Source organism: Cutibacterium acnes, from assembly GCF_003030305.1.
Classification (GTDB): Bacteria; Actinomycetota; Actinomycetes; order Propionibacteriales; family Propionibacteriaceae; genus Cutibacterium; species Cutibacterium acnes.
Map to the genome: position 1 here is coordinate 840,549 of NZ_CP023676.1, position 20,272 is coordinate 860,820.

Consider the following 20,272-nt stretch of genomic DNA (forward strand, 5'->3'; position numbering starts at 1 on the left):
GACGCCCCTCATACCTCGACCGCCATTCCCCGTCGAGCTACGCGGGATTGAAGTGGCCATTGTGAACCCGGTGGATAACGGTGCCGACGTGCAGCGTTGGAAGAAGCTCTCATGCGTGGGGTCATGCTGGGGCATACTCCACCATGCGCTCGGCGAGTACCGAGAGGGCGTGACGCCAGGGCTTGCCCGTAGCTCGTTCCATGCCGAGTTCGCAGGTGCGGTTGGCGGACAGATAGAGGTCGAATTCTCGTTCTGCTAGCTCCGTTGCCTCGCGGCGAGTGGCTGACTTGGTGAGCTCTGGATGTAGCATGCCGCGGTCCCCAGCGAACCCGCAGCAGCCCCAGGCGTCGGCGACGACGACTTCGTCTGCCACCGCTTCGGCACAGCGCTGCAACGAGGCGTTCCAGTCTATCCGGGTCGACGAGCATGTTGGGTGGAGTGCCGCCGACGCGACCTTGGGTAGCCCCGGCATGATAGGCAGAACCTCGTCGGCGACGTACTGGACAGCATCGACTACTCGAATGTCCTTGACACCTTCATACTCGAGCTCGTGGACGAAGCCTTCCGAGCAACTCACCGCGTCGGAGATCACCGTCAGTTCGCCGTCTCGGGTAGATTGGCGCATGATGTCAACCACACGACGACGCATCGTCGCGTACCCCTGTGTCATCCCCTTGGATTTCCACGGGGTGCCGCAGCACAGCGAATTGATCCCCTCAGGAACAGTCACCCCGATCCCAGCCGCGGTAAGCAGAGAAATTATCGCAAACTCGGTTGTCTTCTCGCCCGGCATGACGCCACCGAACATGGTGTTGACACAGGCCGCAGGTACACCACCTCGGGGCGTCCATGCGGGGCGCTGCGGTGACCGGAGCTGCGTCGTTTACCACCACCAGGCAACTCATCGGAAACTTGCGGAATACGGTCGGCTCCCAAGACGGCGCGGGCAGCTCCGGTGAGGACATTGGTTGCTGCTGCGGGAACAGGTTTGATCGCTGACATCCCGGCGCTTGCTGCCGTGACGAAGGGCCCCCACCCCTTAGCCGCTAGATCCCAGGTGGCCTGCCAGGCTGCTGGGTTATGTTCGGCTCGGAGCCGCCGTACCAGATCGCCGGTATTGATGTGTACAGGACAGTTGGTTTGGCACATGCCGTCAACGGCACAGGTCTGCACTACCGGGTAGGTCGCACGCTCTTCAAGGTCGGTCGCGAGCACTTCATCCCCGTCAGCTCGTGCTTGAGCGATGGCGCGTTGCATGACGATCCGCTGGCGAGGCGTCAATGTGAGATCCCGTGACGGGCAGACTGGTTCGCAGTACCCACATTCGACACACCGATCGACCTCATCTTGGACAGTTGGGGTGAGCTTGACCTCCTTGAGGTGCAATTTCGGGTCGTCGGTGATGATGGTGCCGCGGTTGAGCACTCCTGCCGGGTCCACTGATTTTTTGACCTGACGCATGATTCGGTAAAGGTCAGGCCCGTATTGGCGTGCGACGAAGGGCGCCATGATGCGTCCGGTGCCATGCTCGGCCTTGAGGGTGCCGTGGGTATTGAGGACAAGGGTCACCATGTCCTCGGTGAATTTTTCGTAACGATCCAAGCCCGCTTTGTTGCGGAAGTCTTCGATGACGAGGAAGTGAATGTTCCCGTCCTTGGCATGGCCGAAGATGATCGACTCTGGGTAATTGTGTTCGCTGAAAAGTTGCTGCAGGTCTTCGCACACCGCGGCGAGGTTTTCGACGGGAACGGCGATGTCCTCCAGCAGGGCTGTCTGGCCCGACTGCCGTGTGCCGGCGACCTTGGCATAAAGGCCACTGCGCAGGGTCCAGATTGGGCCACGCACAGCGGGGTCGTCGGTGAACGTGGGCTTATTGACCAGATCCAGTTCGGAGGTGACGGAGTTGCCAGCTGCGACAGCCTCATTTCGTGATTTTCGATCTGGGCAGTGGTACTCGACGAGAAGAGCGGCATCTCCGCTCCCGGGAGCTGGCGGGATGATGTGACCGTTGACCGGGTCATCGCGACACAACTGGAGGGACGAGGAATCCATCAGCTCAGTGACGGTCACCCCGGATTTCACTAAAGCTGGTAGTGCCTTGGTGGCAGCGTCAAGAGTGGGGAAGTGGAGCAAGGCAGTGGCCAGGTTTGGCATGATCTTCACGGTGTTCATAACGGCCGAGGAGATGAATCCAAGGGTCCCCTCCGAACCGATCATGAGGTGGGAGAGGATCTGCGCTGGAGTGTCGTAGTCGAGGAAGGCGTTGAGCCCATAACCCATCGTGTTCTTGCGCGAGAATTGGAAAGTGATTTCGTCGGCACGGGCCTGCTCTCGGCATTGGTCTCGTAGTGCCATGAGTGTCTCGACGAGTTCGGGCTCGTCATGGGCCAGTTTGTCCTCACATTGTGGGTCAGCGGTGTCAATGACGGTGCCTGATGCCAACACGAAGATCATGGAGTCGAGGGTGCGGTAAGAATTGGCGACGGTGCCGCAACTCATACCCGAGGAGTTGTCGGCCAGCACTCCGCCGAGGGTGCATGCCACTGACGACGCCGGGTCGGGGCCGAGTTTGCGTCCGTACCTGGCAAGGACGGAATTGACGGCGACGATCGTCGCCCCAGGCTGGACGCGAACCTTGCGGCCGCCGTCGAGCACCTCAATGCCGCGGAAGGACCGTCGGGCGTCGACCATGACACCGTTCGTCAAGCCCTGCCCGGACAGACTCGTTCCGCCGGAGCGGAAATTGACAGCCACCTTGTGGCGTTTGGCGGCCGCCATGGCTGCAGCGACGTCGGAGGTGGATCCGGCGCGGACGAGGACGCTAGGAGTGAGCAGGTAGTGGGATGCATCAGGAGCTACTGCGGCGAGGTCGAGCGGATCTTGGCTGACCTTGCTTTCTCCAAGGGCCTCTAAAAGATCTGTGAGGAGCGAGGATGGAAAGGGCGAGCGCGCACTACGGTTCATAAGCCTCAGAATAGAAGTGGCTGAATGTGCGCGCTCGCCTCAGGGTGGCCTTAGATGAAATTATGGAGCCTGATAAAAATCATGCGACTGGATATGCGTAGAAGATGACGCGAGAGTCAAATTCTCCAGTTTTCTTGACGTAATCCCAGCAGATCACAATGGCGGCCTGGGCCGGACCATTGTTGTCGTAAAGGATATTTGAATTAGGGTTGTAGTCCTTGACCATGACCTTGGTGTCGTGATCGTAGCGATAACACACGGTCTGCCCCGTCTTGTCAGTCAGGCGGATAATGTCGCCCTTCTTAATGCCGTTGTTTTTGTCGTAGAGGCGGTTACCAAGAGCCCCACCCTTGTGGTAAGTTATGCGCGGTCAACACAGTGTTCCCCTTGTCGGAACCGATCTTCGGGCCTTGGTTAAACCAAGCCATTGACGAGGGGTCATTCTTTGGCGGTGCCCCAGCGGCCCCAGTCTCATCTACGCCTCGGGATAGTACCTTCGCGGACGCCTTCATCCCGTCGATGGAATATTTCACCGGCACGATCGGCTTGGGGGTTTTCATGCAGCCGGCTGGAACCGGGCCTTTTTTCGCGGCCGAAGCGGCGGGAATGCCCGACGTGCTAGATGTCGTGGTCGCGGTGGTTGATGATGCTGCTCCAGCAGCAGAGTCGCTGTCATTGTTGCGCTGAATGAAGATAACGGCGATAGCGGCGATGATGAGAGCAATGACCACCACGAGCGCAACGATTCGCCACTTCGGGCCGCCCGGCTGTGCGCTGTCGCCGGCATGGGTAGTCGAACTGTTCGACGGGGTTGACCTGGTGGAAGGTTCTTGGCGTCGGGGAGACCGATCGGTCATAACTGTGATGTCCTCCAGGGCTTGCGAGGGTTCAGACTCGGGATGGATTTCCCGAATGCGGACGGGGTCCGAGGGAACGGATCCAGATGTAGGCTACCTTCTTGTAGGATAGACCTCCTATTGTGCTCAACTTTCGTGTTGACGGTGAGCACGGCAAGAACCGTTAATGAAAAGAAGGTTGGTTGACCCTTCGTGGTTTCGGGTATTACGCTGGCTACTGCGTTGTGGTCTGTGCGATCTCGGACGGGAGTAGATCGTGCTCGACCCCACGGTCGGGGCTGCGGCGTGTTTCAAGCCATATAACATCAATCGGAGTCCTACTACATGACCTCCTCCACTGAGGCCTCCACCTCGAACCCGGTCGACACTGACCAGCAGAATGTCGCCAACACCGCCGATGGATCCGTGGCGGTTGACGACCTTGGTAGCCCGGAGGCCTTTCTGGCCGCTGTGGACGCCACCATCAAGTACTTCAATGACGGCGACATCGTCTCTGGGACCGTCGTCAAGGTGGACCGCGACGAGGTCCTCCTTGACATCGGTTACAAGACCGAAGGTGTCATCCCGTCCAAAGAGTTGTCGATCAAGCACGACGTGGACCCCTTTGAGGTAGTCAACGTCGGTGATGAGATCGAGGCCCTCGTTCAGCAGAAGGAGGACAAGGAAGGTCGTCTGATCCTGTCCAAGAAGCGTGCCCAGTATGAGCGCGCCTGGGGCACGATTGAGCAGATCAAGGAAGAAGACGGCGTCGTCACCGGTACCGTCATCGAGGTCGTCAAGGGTGGACTTATTGTCGACATCGGCCTGCGTGGCTTCCTTCCCGCCTCTCTTGTTGAGATGCGCCGAGTCCGTGACCTCCAGCCCTACGTGGGTCAGGAGATCGAGGCCAAGATCATCGAGCTCGACAAGAACCGCAACAACGTTGTGCTGTCGCGTCGTGCGTGGCTCGAGCAGACTCAGTCTGAGGTTCGTCAGAACTTCCTGCATCAGCTGCAGAAGGGTCAGATCCGCAAGGGCGTCGTCTCCTCGATCGTCAACTTCGGTGCCTTTGTTGACCTGGGCGGTGTGGACGGCTTAGTCCACGTCTCCGAGCTGTCCTGGAAGCATATCGACCACCCGAGCGAGGTCGTCGAGGTTGGTCAGCCTGTCACTGTCGAGGTGCTGGACGTCGACATGGATCGTGAGCGCGTCTCGCTGTCTCTCAAGGCGACCCAGGAGGATCCGTGGCAGGCGTTCGCCCGTCTGCACCAGATTGGTCAGATTGTTCCTGGCAAGGTCACCAAGCTCGTTCCGTTCGGCGCTTTCGTCCGCGTCGAGGACGGCATTGAGGGTCTGGTCCACGTGTCCGAGCTGGCCGAGCGCCACGTCGAAATCCCTGAGCAGGTCGTTAGCGTCAACGACGATGTCATGGTCAAGATCATCGACATCGACCTCGACCGTCGCCGCATCTCGCTGTCCCTTAAGCAGGCCAACGAGGGTATCGACGTGGAGTCTGACGAGTTCGATCCGTCGCTGTACGGGATGGCTGCCTCCTATGATGAGGACGGTAACTACATCTACCCCGAGGGCTTTGATCCGGAGACCAATGAGTGGAAGCCGGGTTACGACGAGCAGCGCATCGCTTGGGAGCAGCAGTACGCCGAGGCTCAGGCTCGCTGGGAGGCTCACCGCAAGCAGGTCATCGAGGCCGAGCAGGCCGATCAGGAAGCCGCTCTTACCGATGGTGGCGCCCAGTCGTCCTACACCAGTGGCCCGGCTGAGGGTTCGCTGGCGTCCGACGAGGCTCTGCAGGCTCTTCGTGACAAGTTGACCCATAACTGATTCTACTTTTCGTCGAAACTTTGAGGGGCTCCGCCATAATGGCGGAGCCCCTCGTTTGTGTTTGTTGGGCTGCTTGGGGGGCGAACGGTCCTTCCTTTGCCAGCTTGATGTAGGAGTCCGATTATGGGGCGCGGTTTCATGCTTGCGCGCACGAATTAGGCAAGGCTAACCTTATAGGTGGCCCAAGGTGGGCCGTATTCACAACCGAAGGGGACGTCTCATGACCACATCGGCCATGCGCAAAATCGTCGCCAGTGTGCTCGGGGCCATCTTGGCCCTTACCGGAGTGTTGATCACTCCGGCGGCATGGGCAGCTGGTCCGACGGTAACCGTGATACCAGTAGGTCGGGAGGGAGGTGATATCACCATCAGTGGGAAGGGATTCTCGACTACCGGCTTCGGTGTCTACGTTGCTGTGGCACCGGCCTCGGTGCCCGAGTTCTATGGCAATTCGGACAAGTTCTACGGCTATGACCCGAGCAAGGACACGACGGAGTCCCCATCGACAATCTGGGTCTATACCCCGAGTCAAAAAGCTATTGGCTCCCGGTTCGCTCAAGGTAGGCCGATGAATAACGATGGGTCTTTTACCATCACGATGAAAGCCCCTCCCTTTGAACAAGGCAAGGATTTCGTCGTCCTCACCACGAAGGCTCATGGAGTTGGTAAGACAGATCACTCTGACGATACCCGTACTCCGGTGACCTATCGGGAAGCTACACCGGCTCCTACAGGGCCGAAGACCCCAATTGCCCCGTCGAAGCAGCCGAGTAAGCAAGCTGCCCCGTCGAAGCAGGTTAAGCCCAGTAAGCAGGCCGGCCCGAACAAGCAGAGCACGACACCACAGCAGAAGACGGCAGAACACAGGTCCCAGACTCCGGCCGCCCATCGCACCATGACCAAACAGGTCTGCACAATCGGTGCGTCCAAGGTGACCTCGGGTTCGCTGACCTGGGGTATCCGAACATCCTTCACCAGTTACCTGCGTGGTCCTATTGCCAATGGCTCGTGGAAGCTTTCGGGCGGCGCCAACTGGAACGGTTCGGCCTTCACTTTCCCTCTCACCAGCGGCTCATTCGATCCTGCTACCAAATCTGGATCTTTTAAGTACTCCGGCTCGGTTCACATGACTGGCCATCACGGCATTCTGGACATGACGCTGGCTGAGCCTTCCCTACAGATCAAGGGCTCGACTGGGCACCTCTATCTTGACGTCAAGTCCTCTTCGATGGATGGAAAGAAAACCAACTATGGTCGCGTTGATTTTGCCACTTTCGGGGTATCGGTCTCCGGTAACGCCGCCATTAAAGGTTCGCCGGTCAAGCTGACCGCGACTGGGGCCAAGGCTTTTGCCGGTTTTTACAGGGCTGGTGAGCCGATGAACCCGTTGTCGACGAACCTCACCTTGTCAGCGGAGAAGGTCTGCCACAACGTCACTGTTGACGCTGTCACCGGAAAGGTCATCGGTGACGACTCCGGTAAGGGTGCGGGACGGGGACTGCCCGTTACCGGTGCTGAGGGCCCATCCAGTGACGAAATCGATCTCGGCATCGTCGGAGGGCTCGCCCTCACCGCCGTGGTCTCGACGGTGGTCGTCTGCCGTCGTTACGCTGCCCGGATCTGATCCGTTCGTCGAACGCCGTCATTTCGCACGCAGACAAAGTGCCGGCAGGGATGGGGGCACTCGTCCCCATCCCTGCTACATTCCCGAAAACGAGTTTCGAAAGTTGAGAACCATGATCCGGATGTACCGTCGAGTTGCCGGAGTCGGCTTGGCTCTGACCATGTTGGTGGCCGGCTGTGGTCATTCCTCCTCGACCTCCCAAGGTCCTGCCACATCCTCCACGCCGGTACCGTCCGTCGCGACATCGTCGACGAGGGCGGCATCAGCCACTTCACAGGCAGCGCGGGATTTGCCTGACCCGCACACCCTTCGCGGTCTCACGGAAGTGCCAGAACTACCTGATCCGAAGCCAGTCGAGGGGTCGTCTGCCCAAAAACTTCCAGTGACCGTCACTGACGTCGAGGGGAACAAGGTGACGATCAAAAGCACCTCGAGAATTCTCGCTCTTGACCTCTACGGCACCTTGTCACGCACCCTCATTGGACTTGGATTGGGCGACAAGATCGTCGGGCGCACTGTTTCCTCCACTGAAAAGCAGTTGCATGACCGCCCCGTGGTGACAGAAAACGGACACGTTCTTAACGTCGAGGCCGTCGCAGGTCTGAAACCGTCGGTCATCATCGCCGACCGCAGCGTGGGTCCGAAGGAGGCCCTCGATCAGCTCCGTAAATCCGGGATTCCGGTGGTGCTCGTAGATCCCCACCGCAGTGTCGGCTCCACTCCTCAGCTTATTCGCACTATTGCCGATGCCGTCGGAAAGCCTGATGCAGGCGAAGCCCTGGTGAAACGTACCCAAGAGCAGATCGACCAGGCCAAAAAGCAGATAGCAGCATGGAAACCTGCCAAGCCGATGCGAGTCGCTTTCCTCTACGTTCGCGGAAATGCTGGCGTTTTCTTCATTCTTGGTTCTGAGAACGGGGCCAGCGAGCTTATCCAGGGGGTGGGTGCCGATGACGTCGCCTCCGACAAAGGCATAACGACCCTCGTACCTGCCAACGCCGAATCCCTGGTCTCCATCAACCCGGATGCGATCTTCGTCATGAGGGATGGGCTTGCTTCCACCGGGGGGATGAAGGGACTGCTGGCTAGAGCTGGCGTCGCTAACACCACCGCAGGGCGCAAGCAACGGGTTATTTCCATTCCTGATGGAATCTCGCTGTCTTTCGGGCCCCAAACCGGGGAGGTCCTGACCGCTGTGGCCAAGGCTTTGTACGGAGTCAAATGAGCGCCCTGTCACAGCCGGTTGTCCAGCGTTCTGGGATTGAGCGACGGACTCGGGTTCGCGTTATCTCCACCATCTGCCTCGTCATCATCGTATGTGGTTTAGTGCTGTTGTCAGCGATGGTTGGTCAGTACCGCGTCGAGGCCGCCGACGTCATCAAAATCGTTTTCGGGAGGTCGGCCACTGACGCCATGGCCGAGTCGGTGCTGTGGCAGATCCGCTTTCCGCGCATTGTTCTTGGCCTGCTAGTGGGGGCTAGTCTTGCTGTGGCCGGAGCCGTCATGCAGGCGCTGTTTTCCAATCCGCTCGCTGAACCCGGTGTCATTGGCGTGTCATCGGGGGCGGCTGTGGGGGCATCGATCATGATTGTGGTCGCCCCCAATTTTTTGTCCGGGTTCGGGGTGCCGGCAGCGGCATTTGTGTCCGGACTGCTTGCGGCCAGTTCGGTCTACATTATGGCGCGGTCCGGACGACGAGCTGAGTCGACGACCCTAGTTCTGACTGGCATCGCGGTGACGGCCGTGTGTTCGGCTATCACCTCAATATCCACTTATGTTGCGCCGACTACCGCCCGGGACCAAATTGTCTTCTGGCAGATGGGATCCCTGAGCGGGACAACCTGGAGTCACGTGGCAACGGTCGGGACGGTAGCCAGTGTCGGGATTGTCTGGGCCATCCTTATTGCTGGCAAGCTCGACACTCTGGCCTTGGGTGAGAGGGCTGCAGGGCACTTGGGAGTCAACGTCAATCGGTTACGGTTGTCATCGATAGCTTTGACAGCACTGCTAACTTCGGCGGCGGTGGCTTATGCCGGAGTTATCACATTTGTGGGGCTCATAGTGCCGCATGTTTTGAGGCTGCTCATCGGGCCAGCCAACAAATGGCTCATCCCGTCTGCCTTGTTGGGAGGTTGTCTGTTGGTCACACTGTCCGACATCGCTGCTCGAACTGTGGTGCCCTACGCCGATCTGCCCATTGGCATCTTTACTGCCATCGTTGGCGGTCCTACTTTCTTCATATTGTTGAGACGAGGCATGGGTGGTGAGAAGGCCCTGGGATGATCCGTGCGCGGGACGTGACCTTTTGTTACGGGGAGCGAAGGATCCTCGACGGGATCAACCTCGACGTCCAAGCAGGTGAATTCGTCGGTTTGCTGGGGCCGAACGGCGCGGGTAAATCCACCCTACTGAGCGTGCTCTGTGGTGACCTTGAGGGTTGGCAGGGAACGGTTGAACTCGACGGAGCGCCTCTTCAAAAGCTCTCTCGTCCCCAGCTGGCGCTGCGTCGCTCAGTGATGCCCCAGTTCAGCGAGTTCCCTTTCTCCTATCTCGTTCACGACATTGTCATGATGGGACGATCCCCACATCCACGCGGCCCTGACGACGCCGTCATCGTCGATAGGGCGATGGAACGTACCGAGGTCACTGACCTTGTCGATCGAGAGGTGACGCGTCTGTCAGGTGGCGAACGCGCCCGGGTGACGTTGGCCAGGGTGCTTGCCCAGCAGGCACCCTGTGTTTTCCTTGATGAGCCGACTGCTGCCCTCGATATCTGTCATCAGGAACGCACTATGGCGATCTGTCACGAATTGGCCGATGCGGGGTGCGCGGTCGTTGCCGTCATGCACGACGTGGCGTTGGCGGCAGCGTGCTGCGACCGGATCGCTTTGTTGTCCGGAGGAAAAATACTGGCCGTGGGGCCAGCTGTGGAGGTGCTCACCGAGGATAATCTCACCACGGTGTATCGATGGCCCATCGAGGTCGTCGCCTTGCCGGGAGGGGAGCTCGTCATCCTGCCGAGACGCGCTCGAACCGCCAGCCACGATGAGCGAAGGTAGCCATGTCGGGTTCAGTATCGGTGATGTCGCCACAGTCGGGTTCGCGAGCCCGACGTGTGGCTGCCGTTCATATTGTGGAGGTCGTCGCTACTTGCCTTTTCCTCGTCGCAGTAGGCCAAATTATCGGTGGTCGTTTCGAGGATTTCGCCCCGGCTCCTGGCTGGTACTGGGCGATGGGCATCGGTGGGGTGGTGGCGGCTGTTGCGGCTGGGGCTGCGGTGTCGATGTCGGGCCGTCACGCCCGTGCTGAGGAGGCAGCTCTGCACGCCAAGGTTCTCGATGTTCTTTACCGTCGATCCCTCACTGGCCCGCCTGCCGCAGACGAGGGGGAACGAGTCATTACCTTAGCTACCGATAATGTTGAGCGGGTCAGTGAGTATCGTCAAGTTTTTCTCCCTGACATCCTTGCGGCCCTGGCCACTCCGGTGTTGGTGTGTCTGGTCATCCTCGTCGGTTTGGACTGGTTCACCGGCCTGGTCGTGTTACTAGCCTGCCCCCTCATTCCGACGCTGATTGGTGGATTCGTCAAGCTGTTTCGCAAGCGATCGTCAGATTCTCGTCGTGAGCGTGCCCGCCTTACTGCTCGCTACTTGGATGCTCTGTCAAATCTCGTCCTCATCCGAATGCTGGGTGCGGGACAGCGAGTGGAGGACGATCTGCGTCGACGAGGTGAGACTAACCGCGGGACCATCATGAAGCTATTGGCTGGCAATCAGATCGTCATTGTTGTCGTTGATGGTCTGTTCTCCCTGCTCTTCATCGCTATGGCTGCGGGTTTGGCCACGACGAGGTGGCAGGGTGGCGATATTTCGGCGACTTCGGCGATTACCATCGTGCTGCTGTCGGTGCTGCTGCTGGAACCGCTGCACCAGGTCGCTGCTTTCTTCTACATCGGTATGGGGGGTATCGCCTCTCAGAAGGCACTGAGAAAGTGGTTCGACGCGGCTCCGTCAGCGCTAATGACTTCGGATTCCGCATCCTCGACGCCGACACCGCAGCGGTCAGCTCATGTCCCTGTGCCAGAGGACGGAACTATTTGGCTGCGTAACGTCAGCGTCGGATACGGTGAAACCGAGGTCCTGCACGGGGTCAGCCTCGATATTACCCACGGTGGTCGTACCGCCATCATTGGCCGTTCTGGGGCTGGCAAGTCGACGTTGCTTTCTGTCCTTAGCGGAACTCTGCCTCCTAAGAGCGGGGAGGTCTATGTCAGTGGTCTCGACGCCTTAACAGCTGCACCGGGGGCAATCAGGAGTATTAGTGCTTCGGTGAACCAGCGCACCTGGCTCTTTGCGGGCACCGTGGCAGACAACCTTGCGATCGCGAACCCGAACGCCACACGTGAGCAGATGTGGGATGCATTACGACGAGCTGGCGTGGCCGACGAAGTTGAGGCGATGCCGAAGGGTCTGGACTCCGATGTGGGGGAGCAAGGAAGATTGATGTCGGGTGGGCAGGCTCAACGGATCTCGTTAGCCAGGGCTTTCCTGTCAGGACGTAACATCCTGCTGCTTGATGAGCCGACGTCTCACGTCGATGTTGATTCCGAGCGCCGCATTATCGACGCTATCTCGCAGATTAGTGACAACACCACCGTCGTGATGGTGACACATCGTCGCCGGTTGTTGAGACTGGCCCACGACGTCCAGCGGGTCAGCGCAGGCACGCTCTTACCGGCTGACGATGTCGATTCCATCGAGGATGACCGAACTGAGACGGAGGACTGGGCATGACTGAACCATCGACCTGCCAAGTCATGAGGTGGCTCACCAGTATCACCCGTCCGGTGCACCCACCGCTGTACTTTTCGGCCCTCATGAGGGTTGTTCACCTGCTAGCCGACATCGGTCTGTTCGCGATGGCCGCCGGGGGAATGGTCGCTGTTGTTACCGCCGGCTGGTCAGCGTGGGCGTGGTTGGGATGGGTTGTCGGGCTGGCAGCTGTACAGGCCCTCGCCTACTATCTGGAGCAGTTCAGCGGGCACTATGTGGCTTTCAAAGCCCTGGAGATATTGCGCACCTACGCTTTCTCCCAGCTGTGGCCCAAGGCTCCGGCAGTTGTTTCGCACTCGCGTACTGGCGATGTGCTGGCCAGTCTTACTCGCGATGTCGAGCGCATCGAGGTGGTCTATACTCACACCTTCGCTCCCGTGGTGGCAGCCATCGTGGCCCCGCTTGTCGCTGTGGTTACGGGGGGAGTCCTATACGGATGGTTTGTGGTAGCCATTCCAGCCGTTATCCTCGTCGTCCTCATCGTGGCCCTGCTGGTCATCGGGACACGTGCCAGTCTGGATGCCACCCACGAGATGCTTGGGGTGAGACGCGAACTGGCTGCTCACTTCACGGACTCGGTCTTCGGTGCCGCGGAGATCGTCGGGTATGGCCGTCAGTCCGACCGGATTATGCAAATGGCTCGTCTCGATGCGGACATTGCTACTGGGTCCGCCAAAGCCCGCCGTTATGCCGCCATGCGTCGGGCCTCCTGTGTGGCCGCCACGATGGGGATCGTCGCTTGGGTGTCTGTTGTGGGTGTGAGTGGTGGTGTGGATGGTATCGGGGTGTGTGTTTTGGTGGTTGCGGGTTTAAGGGTTGTTGAGGGGTTGCGGGGTGTGGAGGATGCTGTCGGGTATCTTGATCATTCGTTGGCAGCTGCGAGGCGTCTGTGGTGTCTGAGTTATTCACCGGTGGAAGTTGTTGATGGGCCGGAGGAATTGTGTTTGGATCATGCTCCGGCGCTGGAGTGGCGGGGTGTGAGTTTTTGTTATCGTGACGCGGATGGTGTGCCGGTGCCTGCGGTGCTTGAGGATGTCACTTTGGGTGTTCCGGCTGGGGGTCATGTCGTTGTGACGGGGGCGTCGGGTTCGGGTAAGACGACGTTGGTGAATTTGTTGTTGCGTCATCATGATCCGGATGTTGGGCAGGTTCTGGTGGATGGTGAGCCGGTGTCGTCGTTCACTCTTGATTCGTTGCGTAGGTGTGTTGGGGTGGTTTCGCAGCGGGTGGAGTTGTTGAATGCTTCTATTGCTGACAATTTGAGGTTGGTAGTGCCTGCTGCTGGTGATGGTGAGTTGTGGCGTGTTCTTGGTGAGGTTGGTTTAGCTGATGAGGTGCGTGGTATGGAGGCTGGATTGCGTACCGTTGTTGGGCCGGCTGGTACGAGGCTTTCGGGGGGTCAGGCTCAGCGGTTAACAGTGGCCAGGGTGATTCTGCAGCGGCCGAGGGTCCTTATTCTTGATGAGTTTACTGCGTCTGTGGATCCTGATTTGGCAGCTGAGATTCGTGTGAATTTGGCGCGATGTTTGCCTGGGGTCACTGTGGTGGAGATTAGTCATGAATGCGATTGTGGTGGTGAGACTGTTGTGTTGGATCGTGGCAGGGTTGTGAAGCATCTGCGTCGGTAATTGGCAGGGTGCCCGGGGGAGACGGGATATGAGGCGCACGGTGGTAGGTGATGAGACGACGGCGCGGGATGTTGCGCGAGCTGGTTGGGTCGCCGGGGCCGATGGTGTTGTTCGGGTGGGTCTGACTGGTGGTATTGCCAGTGGTAAGTCGACGGTGTCGCAGATGCTGGGTGAGCGTGGAGCTGTCATTATCGATTATGACCGGCTCTCCCGGGATGTCGTCGCGGTGGGGACGCAAGGGCTTGCTCGGGTCGTTGAGGCCTTTGGGCGTGAGGTTCTTGTTGCTGATGGTTCTCTTAATCGGTCGGCTCTGGGGTCGATCGTGTTTGCTGATTTGCAGGCGCGTCGCCGTCTTGAAGCCATTATTCATCCGCTGGTAGAAGAAGCTGCCCATCGGGTCGACGAGGAAGCCCGGGCCGCCGATGGACTCGTGGTCGTTGTCCATGACATCCCGCTGCTCGTCGAAACTGGGCGTGCCGACGAGTTCGATGTCGTGATGGTGACCGACGTCGATCCGGCTGAGCAGGTACGTCGGGTTGTCGAGAGGGATGGGTGCAGTCAGGCCGATGCATGGGCGAGGATTCGCGCTCAGGCTTCTCGTGAGGAACGTCTGGCAGTTGCCGATGTCGTTATCGATACCAGCGTTCCGCTGGAGGATCTGCCCGCGCAGATCGATCGGGTGTGGTCACAGATTGGGGGAGCTCTCCGCTTTGATCGGCGACGAGGAAAAATGTGACTATTGTTTGTCGGGTGACTTTTACGAAGGTTGTGCGGTAGCGAAGGCGGACAAAGAACATCTATATGTTCCATGAACATGTGCGATAACTGCTACATGAGAACAAGAGCCCTGGAATATGGGAGATGGAAAATATTTGCATGCACTAACGTTCATCAATCGACCTATCTTGATGCAAAAATATCTCCTATGAGTACCCGGGAAGAGTATGCGATCCAGAGGACGCTTCTTTGCTTAACGCTTTGGCTGAGAGGAAATCGTCAGTGGTTCAGGGGGGTCGATGTGATGAATATATGCCATGTTACAGTTACGCCATCAGCTGATGCTGAGAGCTTATCCTCGTGGGGAAGCCGGTGAGTATTCCGGCGCTGTCCCGCAACCGTGACCTGGATGTGTTAATTCATCTGGAAGCCGGAACGCCAGGAGGATGAGTGGAAAGGAACATCCGTCGTGGGTTGCGGAGGATCCTTGGGGAATATAGGTTTCCCACCCCCGCTCCTCAGAAGGGAGTAGACGCGATGGTGAGTATTGTTAGCCGTGCTACTCGTGTAGTTCGGCTTGCGGCTGTGGCTGCGGTGGCTGCCAGTGTAGGTATGAGTACCGGGCCAGCTTGGGCTGATCAACCTGATGCAGACCAGAGTCAACGGCAGGTTGCATTGGGTGCAATGCAATGGACCATAAATTCTCATTTTTTGAATGCTCTAAAAATGATGATGCATGGATCGTGGTCCACGAGTAGCGGCGCAAGTTGGAATGGCAAAGCATTTTCATTCCCGGTGAGCAAAGGCAGCTTGAGTTCCACTGCGCAGAAGGCAGATGTGAAGTACTCCGGTTCTGTTCATTTTACCGGTGTTGGCGGAAGAATGGATCTTACTCTCGCCGACCCTGAGATTGTCGTTAACAATGGCGATGATCATGTGATTATGTCCGTGAAGTCCAAGACTATGGTCGGGCAGTCGGTTGATTATGGCCGTATAACTTTCGTTGATATGACCGGCTCTATTACGCAGGGTCAAAACGATGCAGCTCAGGTTGTGGGAACCAATGTCAAGCTGAATAGCCAAGCTGTCGATGCATTCGCTGGTTTCTATCAAGCTGGAAAGCCCATGGATGACATCGATTCGTCCTTGAAGCTTGGGCCTCAATCCTCTCGCCCGGAACCGACGGTGACTCCCAAGCCGAGTGTTACCCCTAAGCCGAGTGTTAAGCCAAAGCCGACGGTGGCTCCCAAGCCGAGTGTTAAACCAAAGCCGAGAGTGTCTCCTAAGCCCAGTGCTAAGCCGAAGCCGACGGTGGCTCCCAAACCTGACCAAAGCACAATTATGGCGCCACAGTCGGATGCTGCGACGGAGGCTGCTGCTGGTGAGGCTCCGTCCGCGGGTGCTCACAAGATTATCCGCAAGCAGGTGTGCACGGTCGTCCCTGGAGCGTCGAGGGCTACGTCACCTACCTCTACGCCAGCCAAGGTTGGCAAGGGCAGCATGAACTGGGGGGTTTCGACCTCATTCGTCAATGCTCTCAAGGGCCCGATGCAAGGCAAGTGGACGATGTCGGGGGGAGCCTCCGCTGATGGGACTCGGTTCAACTTCCCGTTCAGTGGGGGTAACTACGATAGGGCCACGAAGACGGGAAATCTCAATTTTTCTGGCGGTGTTCACTTTACGGGGGTGCATGGGCTCCTTGATCTATCGCTGAGTGATCCGTCCCTTTCTTTGAAGAATGGGAAAGGCGTTATGAAGCTTACCTTGAATGCTGGAGGAATGGCACCCTTTAAAGGTAGGGTTGACTTTGCGAATGTTTCCGTTGTTCCATCCGGGTCTGGTTTTACTGCGACGTCTGTTGTTTTGACTGGGAACGGCGTACAGGTGTGGAATGGTTTCTATAAGAAGGGCCATTCAATGGATAACTTCTCTGTTTCGTTGGGGGACAAATCGGATTCCGCGTCCGCTGCGAAGCAAAATTCTGCTTCTCTGGTGAAAAAGAGCGCTGCGTCTCCGACGAAGCGGGAATGTCACGATGTCCTGGTTGATGCTAAGACGGGTCAGATCATATCCGGTAGCAATGGATCACTGCCTAATACTGGTGTGTGATGATTATTTGTTGATCAGCATGTGCTGACGACGGTGATAGGTGGGGGTCATTTGGCTCCCACCTATTTGTTGTTGCGTATGTGGTTAGTGCCGCGTAGTAGTTCTGGTAGCTGACGGCGTTTTCGACTCGCAGTGTCACATGTGGCTAGAATCGAGCATTAAGCACTGACCAGGTCACATGCCGTGGCCGCCTCGACAGGAATCGTGACTGCCGTTATAGACCTCCAGTCGCAGCAAGATCACTGAGTGTTCGGCTGTGATCGCGTTGGGCTCCACTCCATTAGCCCGTAGGGCGTTGTTGAGGGGGCTATCACGTATGCTGGAAAAGCCAGGCAGGACCGATATCGTTAGGGACCCAAGCCCCGACTCACCAGACCCCCAAGAAACCGGAGCCTTCCGTGCCGTCTAGTTGTATCTCCGAGGTCTTTGTGTTTGATGGGGTCCTGTTACTTGATCTTGTCTATCCGCGTGGAGCCCGCGCGACGCCCGACGCATATTGTAACCGATGATTGAGGACCAGGGGGGCGACTTTTTCGAGATCGTCCTGAATAATTCGGTCTCGTCCCGCCCACGCTGCTAAGGCTCTTGCGGCGTGAATGATGGTGATGTCGCCTCGATGGCCGTCGATGTTGGAATCCAGACAGATCTGTACCGCTGTGGAAAGAATATTTTTCGGAATCTCGACGGATTGGACTAGGGTCATGGCATTTTCGATGCGTTCGGCTAATCGTCTGCTATGCGAGGACCATTCTGTAATAAATCCATCCGGATCGTCTTCGAATGATAGTCGACGTTGTACGATCTCCATCCGTACCTCGGGATCGGTCTCTCCCTGGACCGTAACGCACAGTCCGAACCGATCCAGCAATTGTGGACGTAGCTGGCCTTCTTCGGGATTCATCGTTCCTACCAAGCTGAAACGGGATGGATGGATCACGCTCATGCCTTCCCGTTCAACGGTATTCACTCCCATAGCTGCAGAATCCAGCAAGATGTCGACGATGTGATCGTCAAGAAGATTGACCTCATCGACGTACAGTATTCCTCGGTGTGCCGACGCTAGCAGGCCTGGCTGGAACCTTTGCTGCCCCCGGACTAAGGCTGTTTCTACGTCAAGTGTCCCGGCAACCCTGTCTTCGGTGACCCCAACCGGTAGCTCCACTACTGGAACTTGCCGAAGCTGTAGATTCGTGCAGCTTGGAACCCCTAAAGGATCTCCGTAGATATGTTGCTCATCAGCGCTTAGATGATAAACGTCGTCAACCTGAGAAATGGTAGGCATTATTTGCGCCATTCCTCTGACGGCTGTTGATTTTGCTGTTCCCTTGTCTCCTTGGATGAGCACTCCTGATAAGCGTGGGTATATAGCGCACAGGATAAGACTAAGCTTCATCTCCTCCTGACCAACGATCGCTGCGAAAGGATAGATAGGTTTTTCCATGTCAATCTCTCTGAGAATAAGAAAGGGCTCGACTCGTGGATCGAATGAAAGGGATGAAGACTCCGGATTGCAGATCGTCGATGGTCATGCGAGGCGCATGAAGAATTCCTGACAGTGCTTCGCAGTCCCTTTGATGGACTCGGTTGACGGAGGTATCTACGATGATCCACGAGGTTCTTGTGTCGTCGGACAAAGTTTGTGCGACATCGAATGCCTGATTGGTGGCAGTTCGGTCCACCCGACCGTCAAGTCCAACGTTACCGCCACCATCGGTCACCACGATGGCGACGGGGCGAAGGGTAGAATCCCGTCGCAACTCTGTCTCGATGAGTCTTCCAGCGCATGAGAGCCCTGATGCCAGCGGCGTCTGTCCGCCGACTGCCATCGTCGTCAGAAGCCGCTGTGCACGCTCGATACTCGATGTCGCAGGCACGATCACTCGAGCGTTATTGCCAGAGAACGTGATCACGGCGACACGATCACGTTTTACGTAGGCATCTTGGAGCAGGCCGATGACTGCTGCCTTGCTGGCTGCCATTCGGCCCCGGGCACCCATGGATCCACTTGCGTCGACGATGAATACGACGAGAGTCGACGTCCGACTCTCGCGCACCTTGCGTCTCCAGTCAGAGCGTTTGACGACTACGGACAACCCATCAAGTCCCTCTCCTGATGCACGCCGCGCTCTTTGGTGAGGGGCAGCTGCTCGTAGGGTAGCCGGCAGTGACAGATCGACCGGTTGCCTAGTCGGTTGTGAGCTGATCACATGGCCCCGAAGATCTGCTGATCGGGTGACCATTCGGCGTCCCCGGGCCCGACGTTGAGTTCGGTCATATGCTGCGGGGGTGGATGTGAGTACGTTAAAGGTTTCCTCAGGGGCGATGACCCTCGGGGAAGCTGCCGTGCTGTCGTCGTGGCCTTTTTCATCCAGTTGCTCGTTTCCGTCGTGCGGCGATGAGGGGCCACTGTGGGAGTGAGCATCATTGAGATCCGGTGAGGGGGCCTGAGACGAAGACAAGTTTCGCCGGCGGTGTCTCAGGACGAGTTCGGCCACCGCAGTGACGTCTTCGACGACGACATTATTGTCTCCCCGCCACGCCGCGTAAGCAGTCGCCGATCGAGCCAAACCAAGATCGGCGCGCTGTCCGGGAGCATGCGCTTGTGTCAAGAGCTCTGTGAACTTGTTTCGTGCAGCGTCGGTCCATTCCAGGTCAGGAAGTTTGTTTCGAGCAGCACAAATACGGTTCACGACCTCATTGGTGGCATCTGTGCATGTAGTAATGAAGGAGTCTGGGCCATCGTCGAACGTAAGGCGATGATTGACAATGAGCTCCCGGTCCTTTGGGTTACGACAGGGAACAGTCACGGCGCACAGACCAAAGCGGTCGAGGAGCTGGGGATGGACGGTGTCCGCCCCTACGGCCATTGTTGCTATGAGGGGTAGGTCTTCGGGCCGACCAATGAGGGCAGCTGTTACGGCGTCGTCAAAGAGGTTAACATCGTCGGCGCACAGAGCCTGGGCTTCGGTGAGGAGGCCGACATGATCACGGCGCCGTCCGCTGGCTAATGCAGCCTCGAGATCCATGCTGCCGATCAATCGGTCCACGGTAGTGCCTGCCGTGACGTCACGGACGACGATCCCTGGAACGAGGTCAACGAAGGACCTCGCACAGGTTGATTTGGCCGTGCCGAGAGGGCCTGTGATGAGGACCCCACCGATCATTGGATCGATGGCTAGCAGCGTGAGGGCCAATCTGGGTTCAGACTGGCCCACGATCGCTACAAAGGGAAAATGACGAGGCATCAAGCGGAAGCAGCCTGCTTGATGGTCATTCCGTAACGATTCTTGAAGTATTTTTCGAGACGCTTTTCGGCATCGCTCGTTGAGTCTTGAGCTGGTTTCCAGAATCCCATCTGTTTTACTTGGGGGGTGATGTCGTTATGGTGGAAATCTTTGATCTTGGTCATCTTGTGCGTGGTTAAGGAGAATGTGTAGTCAAAGGCTTGACCCATAGCGGATACCCACTTGTGCCAAGAAAGCGTTTGCGCTTTCTCGTTGAACATGTACCAATCCTTCATTGGTTTCTTGGTCTTGGGATCGACAGTCTGGAAAGTTACCTGCTGCTTGCCCTTGTCTACGGTGATAGCTAGTCCTGCCCCCTTGATGACCTTGGTCTTTACATCGAGATCTTTGGATACGTTTCCACTCGGTGTCATGGTGGCATCCGGGGCTGCGCTGGGAGTAACACGAGACAATCCCTGAGAGCTCTGTGAACAGCC

Annotated in this window: 14 protein-coding genes and 1 pseudogene; 9 read left to right on the top strand and 6 right to left on the bottom strand. The window is 57.7% G+C overall.

Going from position 1 to position 20,272, the window contains the following annotated elements; all coding sequences use genetic code 11:
- Positions 1 to 121: 121 nt before the first annotated feature.
- The 3 genes and pseudogenes from CPA42_RS04240 to CPA42_RS04250 all read right to left on the bottom strand — a co-directional run bounded on the left by CPA42_RS04240 (position 122) and on the right by CPA42_RS04250 (position 3,698).
- Positions 122 to 808, bottom strand: a complete 687-nt coding sequence (locus CPA42_RS04240) for a heterodisulfide reductase-related iron-sulfur binding cluster (protein WP_002515219.1) — start codon at positions 806 to 808, stop codon at positions 122 to 124.
- Positions 760 to 2,964 (bottom strand): FAD-binding and (Fe-S)-binding domain-containing protein, encoded by a 2,205-nt coding sequence (locus CPA42_RS04245; protein ID WP_002520397.1) that lies wholly within the window; start codon positions 2,962 to 2,964, stop codon positions 760 to 762. Before CPA42_RS04245 ends, CPA42_RS04240 begins: the two co-directional genes overlap by 49 nt.
- A 79-nt stretch (positions 2,965 to 3,043) precedes the next feature.
- Positions 3,044 to 3,698 (bottom strand): annotated as a pseudogene (locus CPA42_RS04250) (class F sortase).
- A gap of 447 nt (positions 3,699 to 4,145) precedes the next feature.
- Between CPA42_RS04250 and rpsA the strand changes: the two are divergent.
- The 9 genes from rpsA (at position 4,146) to CPA42_RS04295 (ending at position 16,551) form a co-directional block, all read left to right on the top strand.
- Positions 4,146 to 5,642, top strand: coding sequence for a 30S ribosomal protein S1 (gene rpsA / locus CPA42_RS04255; RefSeq protein ID WP_002516168.1), 1,497 nt, complete (start codon positions 4,146 to 4,148; stop codon positions 5,640 to 5,642).
- 220 nt (positions 5,643 to 5,862) lie between these two features.
- A complete protein-coding gene (locus CPA42_RS04260; RefSeq protein WP_024513551.1) occupies positions 5,863 to 7,266 on the top strand; it encodes an HtaA domain-containing protein in 1,404 nt (467 codons plus the stop codon).
- Positions 7,267 to 7,648: 382 nt separating this feature from the next.
- Complete coding sequence (locus CPA42_RS04265) at positions 7,649 to 8,491, top strand: heme/hemin ABC transporter substrate-binding protein (RefSeq protein ID WP_002519111.1); 843 nt, start codon at positions 7,649 to 7,651, stop codon at positions 8,489 to 8,491.
- Entirely contained in the window at positions 8,488 to 9,549 is a 1,062-nt protein-coding gene (locus tag CPA42_RS04270; protein WP_002516169.1) for a FecCD family ABC transporter permease, read from the top strand. Before CPA42_RS04265 ends, CPA42_RS04270 begins: the two co-directional genes overlap by 4 nt.
- Positions 9,546 to 10,325, top strand: coding sequence for a heme ABC transporter ATP-binding protein (locus CPA42_RS04275; RefSeq protein WP_002516170.1), 780 nt, complete (start codon positions 9,546 to 9,548; stop codon positions 10,323 to 10,325). Before CPA42_RS04270 ends, CPA42_RS04275 begins: the two co-directional genes overlap by 4 nt.
- 2 nt (positions 10,326 to 10,327) lie before the next feature.
- Entirely contained in the window at positions 10,328 to 12,058 is a 1,731-nt protein-coding gene (locus tag CPA42_RS04280; RefSeq protein WP_002516163.1) for an ABC transporter ATP-binding protein/permease, read from the top strand.
- Between the two features lie 23 nt (positions 12,059 to 12,081).
- Entirely contained in the window at positions 12,082 to 13,725 is a 1,644-nt protein-coding gene (locus tag CPA42_RS04285) for an amino acid ABC transporter ATP-binding/permease protein (RefSeq protein ID WP_002519109.1), read from the top strand.
- 28 nt (positions 13,726 to 13,753) lie between these two features.
- On the top strand, positions 13,754 to 14,461 hold the full coding sequence (gene coaE / locus CPA42_RS04290) for a dephospho-CoA kinase (RefSeq protein WP_002519108.1): 708 nt from the start codon (positions 13,754 to 13,756) through the stop codon (positions 14,459 to 14,461).
- A 665-nt stretch (positions 14,462 to 15,126) separates the two neighbouring features.
- Positions 15,127 to 16,551 (top strand): HtaA domain-containing protein, encoded by a 1,425-nt coding sequence (locus CPA42_RS04295; RefSeq protein ID WP_073842169.1) that lies wholly within the window; start codon positions 15,127 to 15,129, stop codon positions 16,549 to 16,551.
- A 460-nt stretch (positions 16,552 to 17,011) separates the two neighbouring features.
- Here the strand turns inward: CPA42_RS04295 and CPA42_RS04300 are convergent, their stop codons facing one another.
- The 3 genes from CPA42_RS04300 to CPA42_RS04310 are packed head-to-tail and all read right to left on the bottom strand — an operon-like array spanning position 17,012 to position 20,209.
- Positions 17,012 to 17,992 (bottom strand): ATP-binding protein, encoded by a 981-nt coding sequence (locus CPA42_RS04300; RefSeq protein WP_002515047.1) that lies wholly within the window; start codon positions 17,990 to 17,992, stop codon positions 17,012 to 17,014.
- Position 17,993: 1 nt separating this feature from the next.
- Entirely contained in the window at positions 17,994 to 19,796 is a 1,803-nt protein-coding gene (locus tag CPA42_RS04305) for a VWA domain-containing protein (RefSeq protein ID WP_002515044.1), read from the bottom strand.
- Complete coding sequence (locus CPA42_RS04310) at positions 19,796 to 20,209, bottom strand: hypothetical protein (protein ID WP_002515041.1); 414 nt, start codon at positions 20,207 to 20,209, stop codon at positions 19,796 to 19,798. The genes CPA42_RS04305 and CPA42_RS04310 overlap by 1 nt, the downstream gene beginning before the upstream one ends.
- Positions 20,210 to 20,272: the final 63 nt, after the last annotated feature.

Coding starts and splice junctions, on each gene's coding strand:
- CPA42_RS04240 (WP_002515219.1), bottom strand. CDS start 808: ATGTTCGGTGGCGTCATGCCGGGCGAGAAGACAACCGAGTTTGCGATA.
- CPA42_RS04260 (WP_024513551.1), top strand. CDS start 5,863: ATGACCACATCGGCCATGCGCAAAATCGTCGCCAGTGTGCTCGGGGCC.
- CPA42_RS04310 (WP_002515041.1), bottom strand. CDS start 20,209: ATGACACCGAGTGGAAACGTATCCAAAGATCTCGATGTAAAGACCAAG.
- CPA42_RS04295 (WP_073842169.1), top strand. CDS start 15,127: ATGCAATGGACCATAAATTCTCATTTTTTGAATGCTCTAAAAATGATG.
- coaE (WP_002519108.1), top strand. CDS start 13,754: ATGAGGCGCACGGTGGTAGGTGATGAGACGACGGCGCGGGATGTTGCG.
- CPA42_RS04270 (WP_002516169.1), top strand. CDS start 8,488: ATGAGCGCCCTGTCACAGCCGGTTGTCCAGCGTTCTGGGATTGAGCGA.
- CPA42_RS04280 (WP_002516163.1), top strand. CDS start 10,328: ATGTCGGGTTCAGTATCGGTGATGTCGCCACAGTCGGGTTCGCGAGCC.
- CPA42_RS04300 (WP_002515047.1), bottom strand. CDS start 17,992: ATGGAAAAACCTATCTATCCTTTCGCAGCGATCGTTGGTCAGGAGGAG.
- CPA42_RS04285 (WP_002519109.1), top strand. CDS start 12,082: ATGAGGTGGCTCACCAGTATCACCCGTCCGGTGCACCCACCGCTGTAC.
- rpsA (WP_002516168.1), top strand. CDS start 4,146: ATGACCTCCTCCACTGAGGCCTCCACCTCGAACCCGGTCGACACTGAC.
- CPA42_RS04275 (WP_002516170.1), top strand. CDS start 9,546: ATGATCCGTGCGCGGGACGTGACCTTTTGTTACGGGGAGCGAAGGATC.
- CPA42_RS04245 (WP_002520397.1), bottom strand. CDS start 2,964: ATGAACCGTAGTGCGCGCTCGCCCTTTCCATCCTCGCTCCTCACAGAT.
- CPA42_RS04305 (WP_002515044.1), bottom strand. CDS start 19,796: ATGCCTCGTCATTTTCCCTTTGTAGCGATCGTGGGCCAGTCTGAACCC.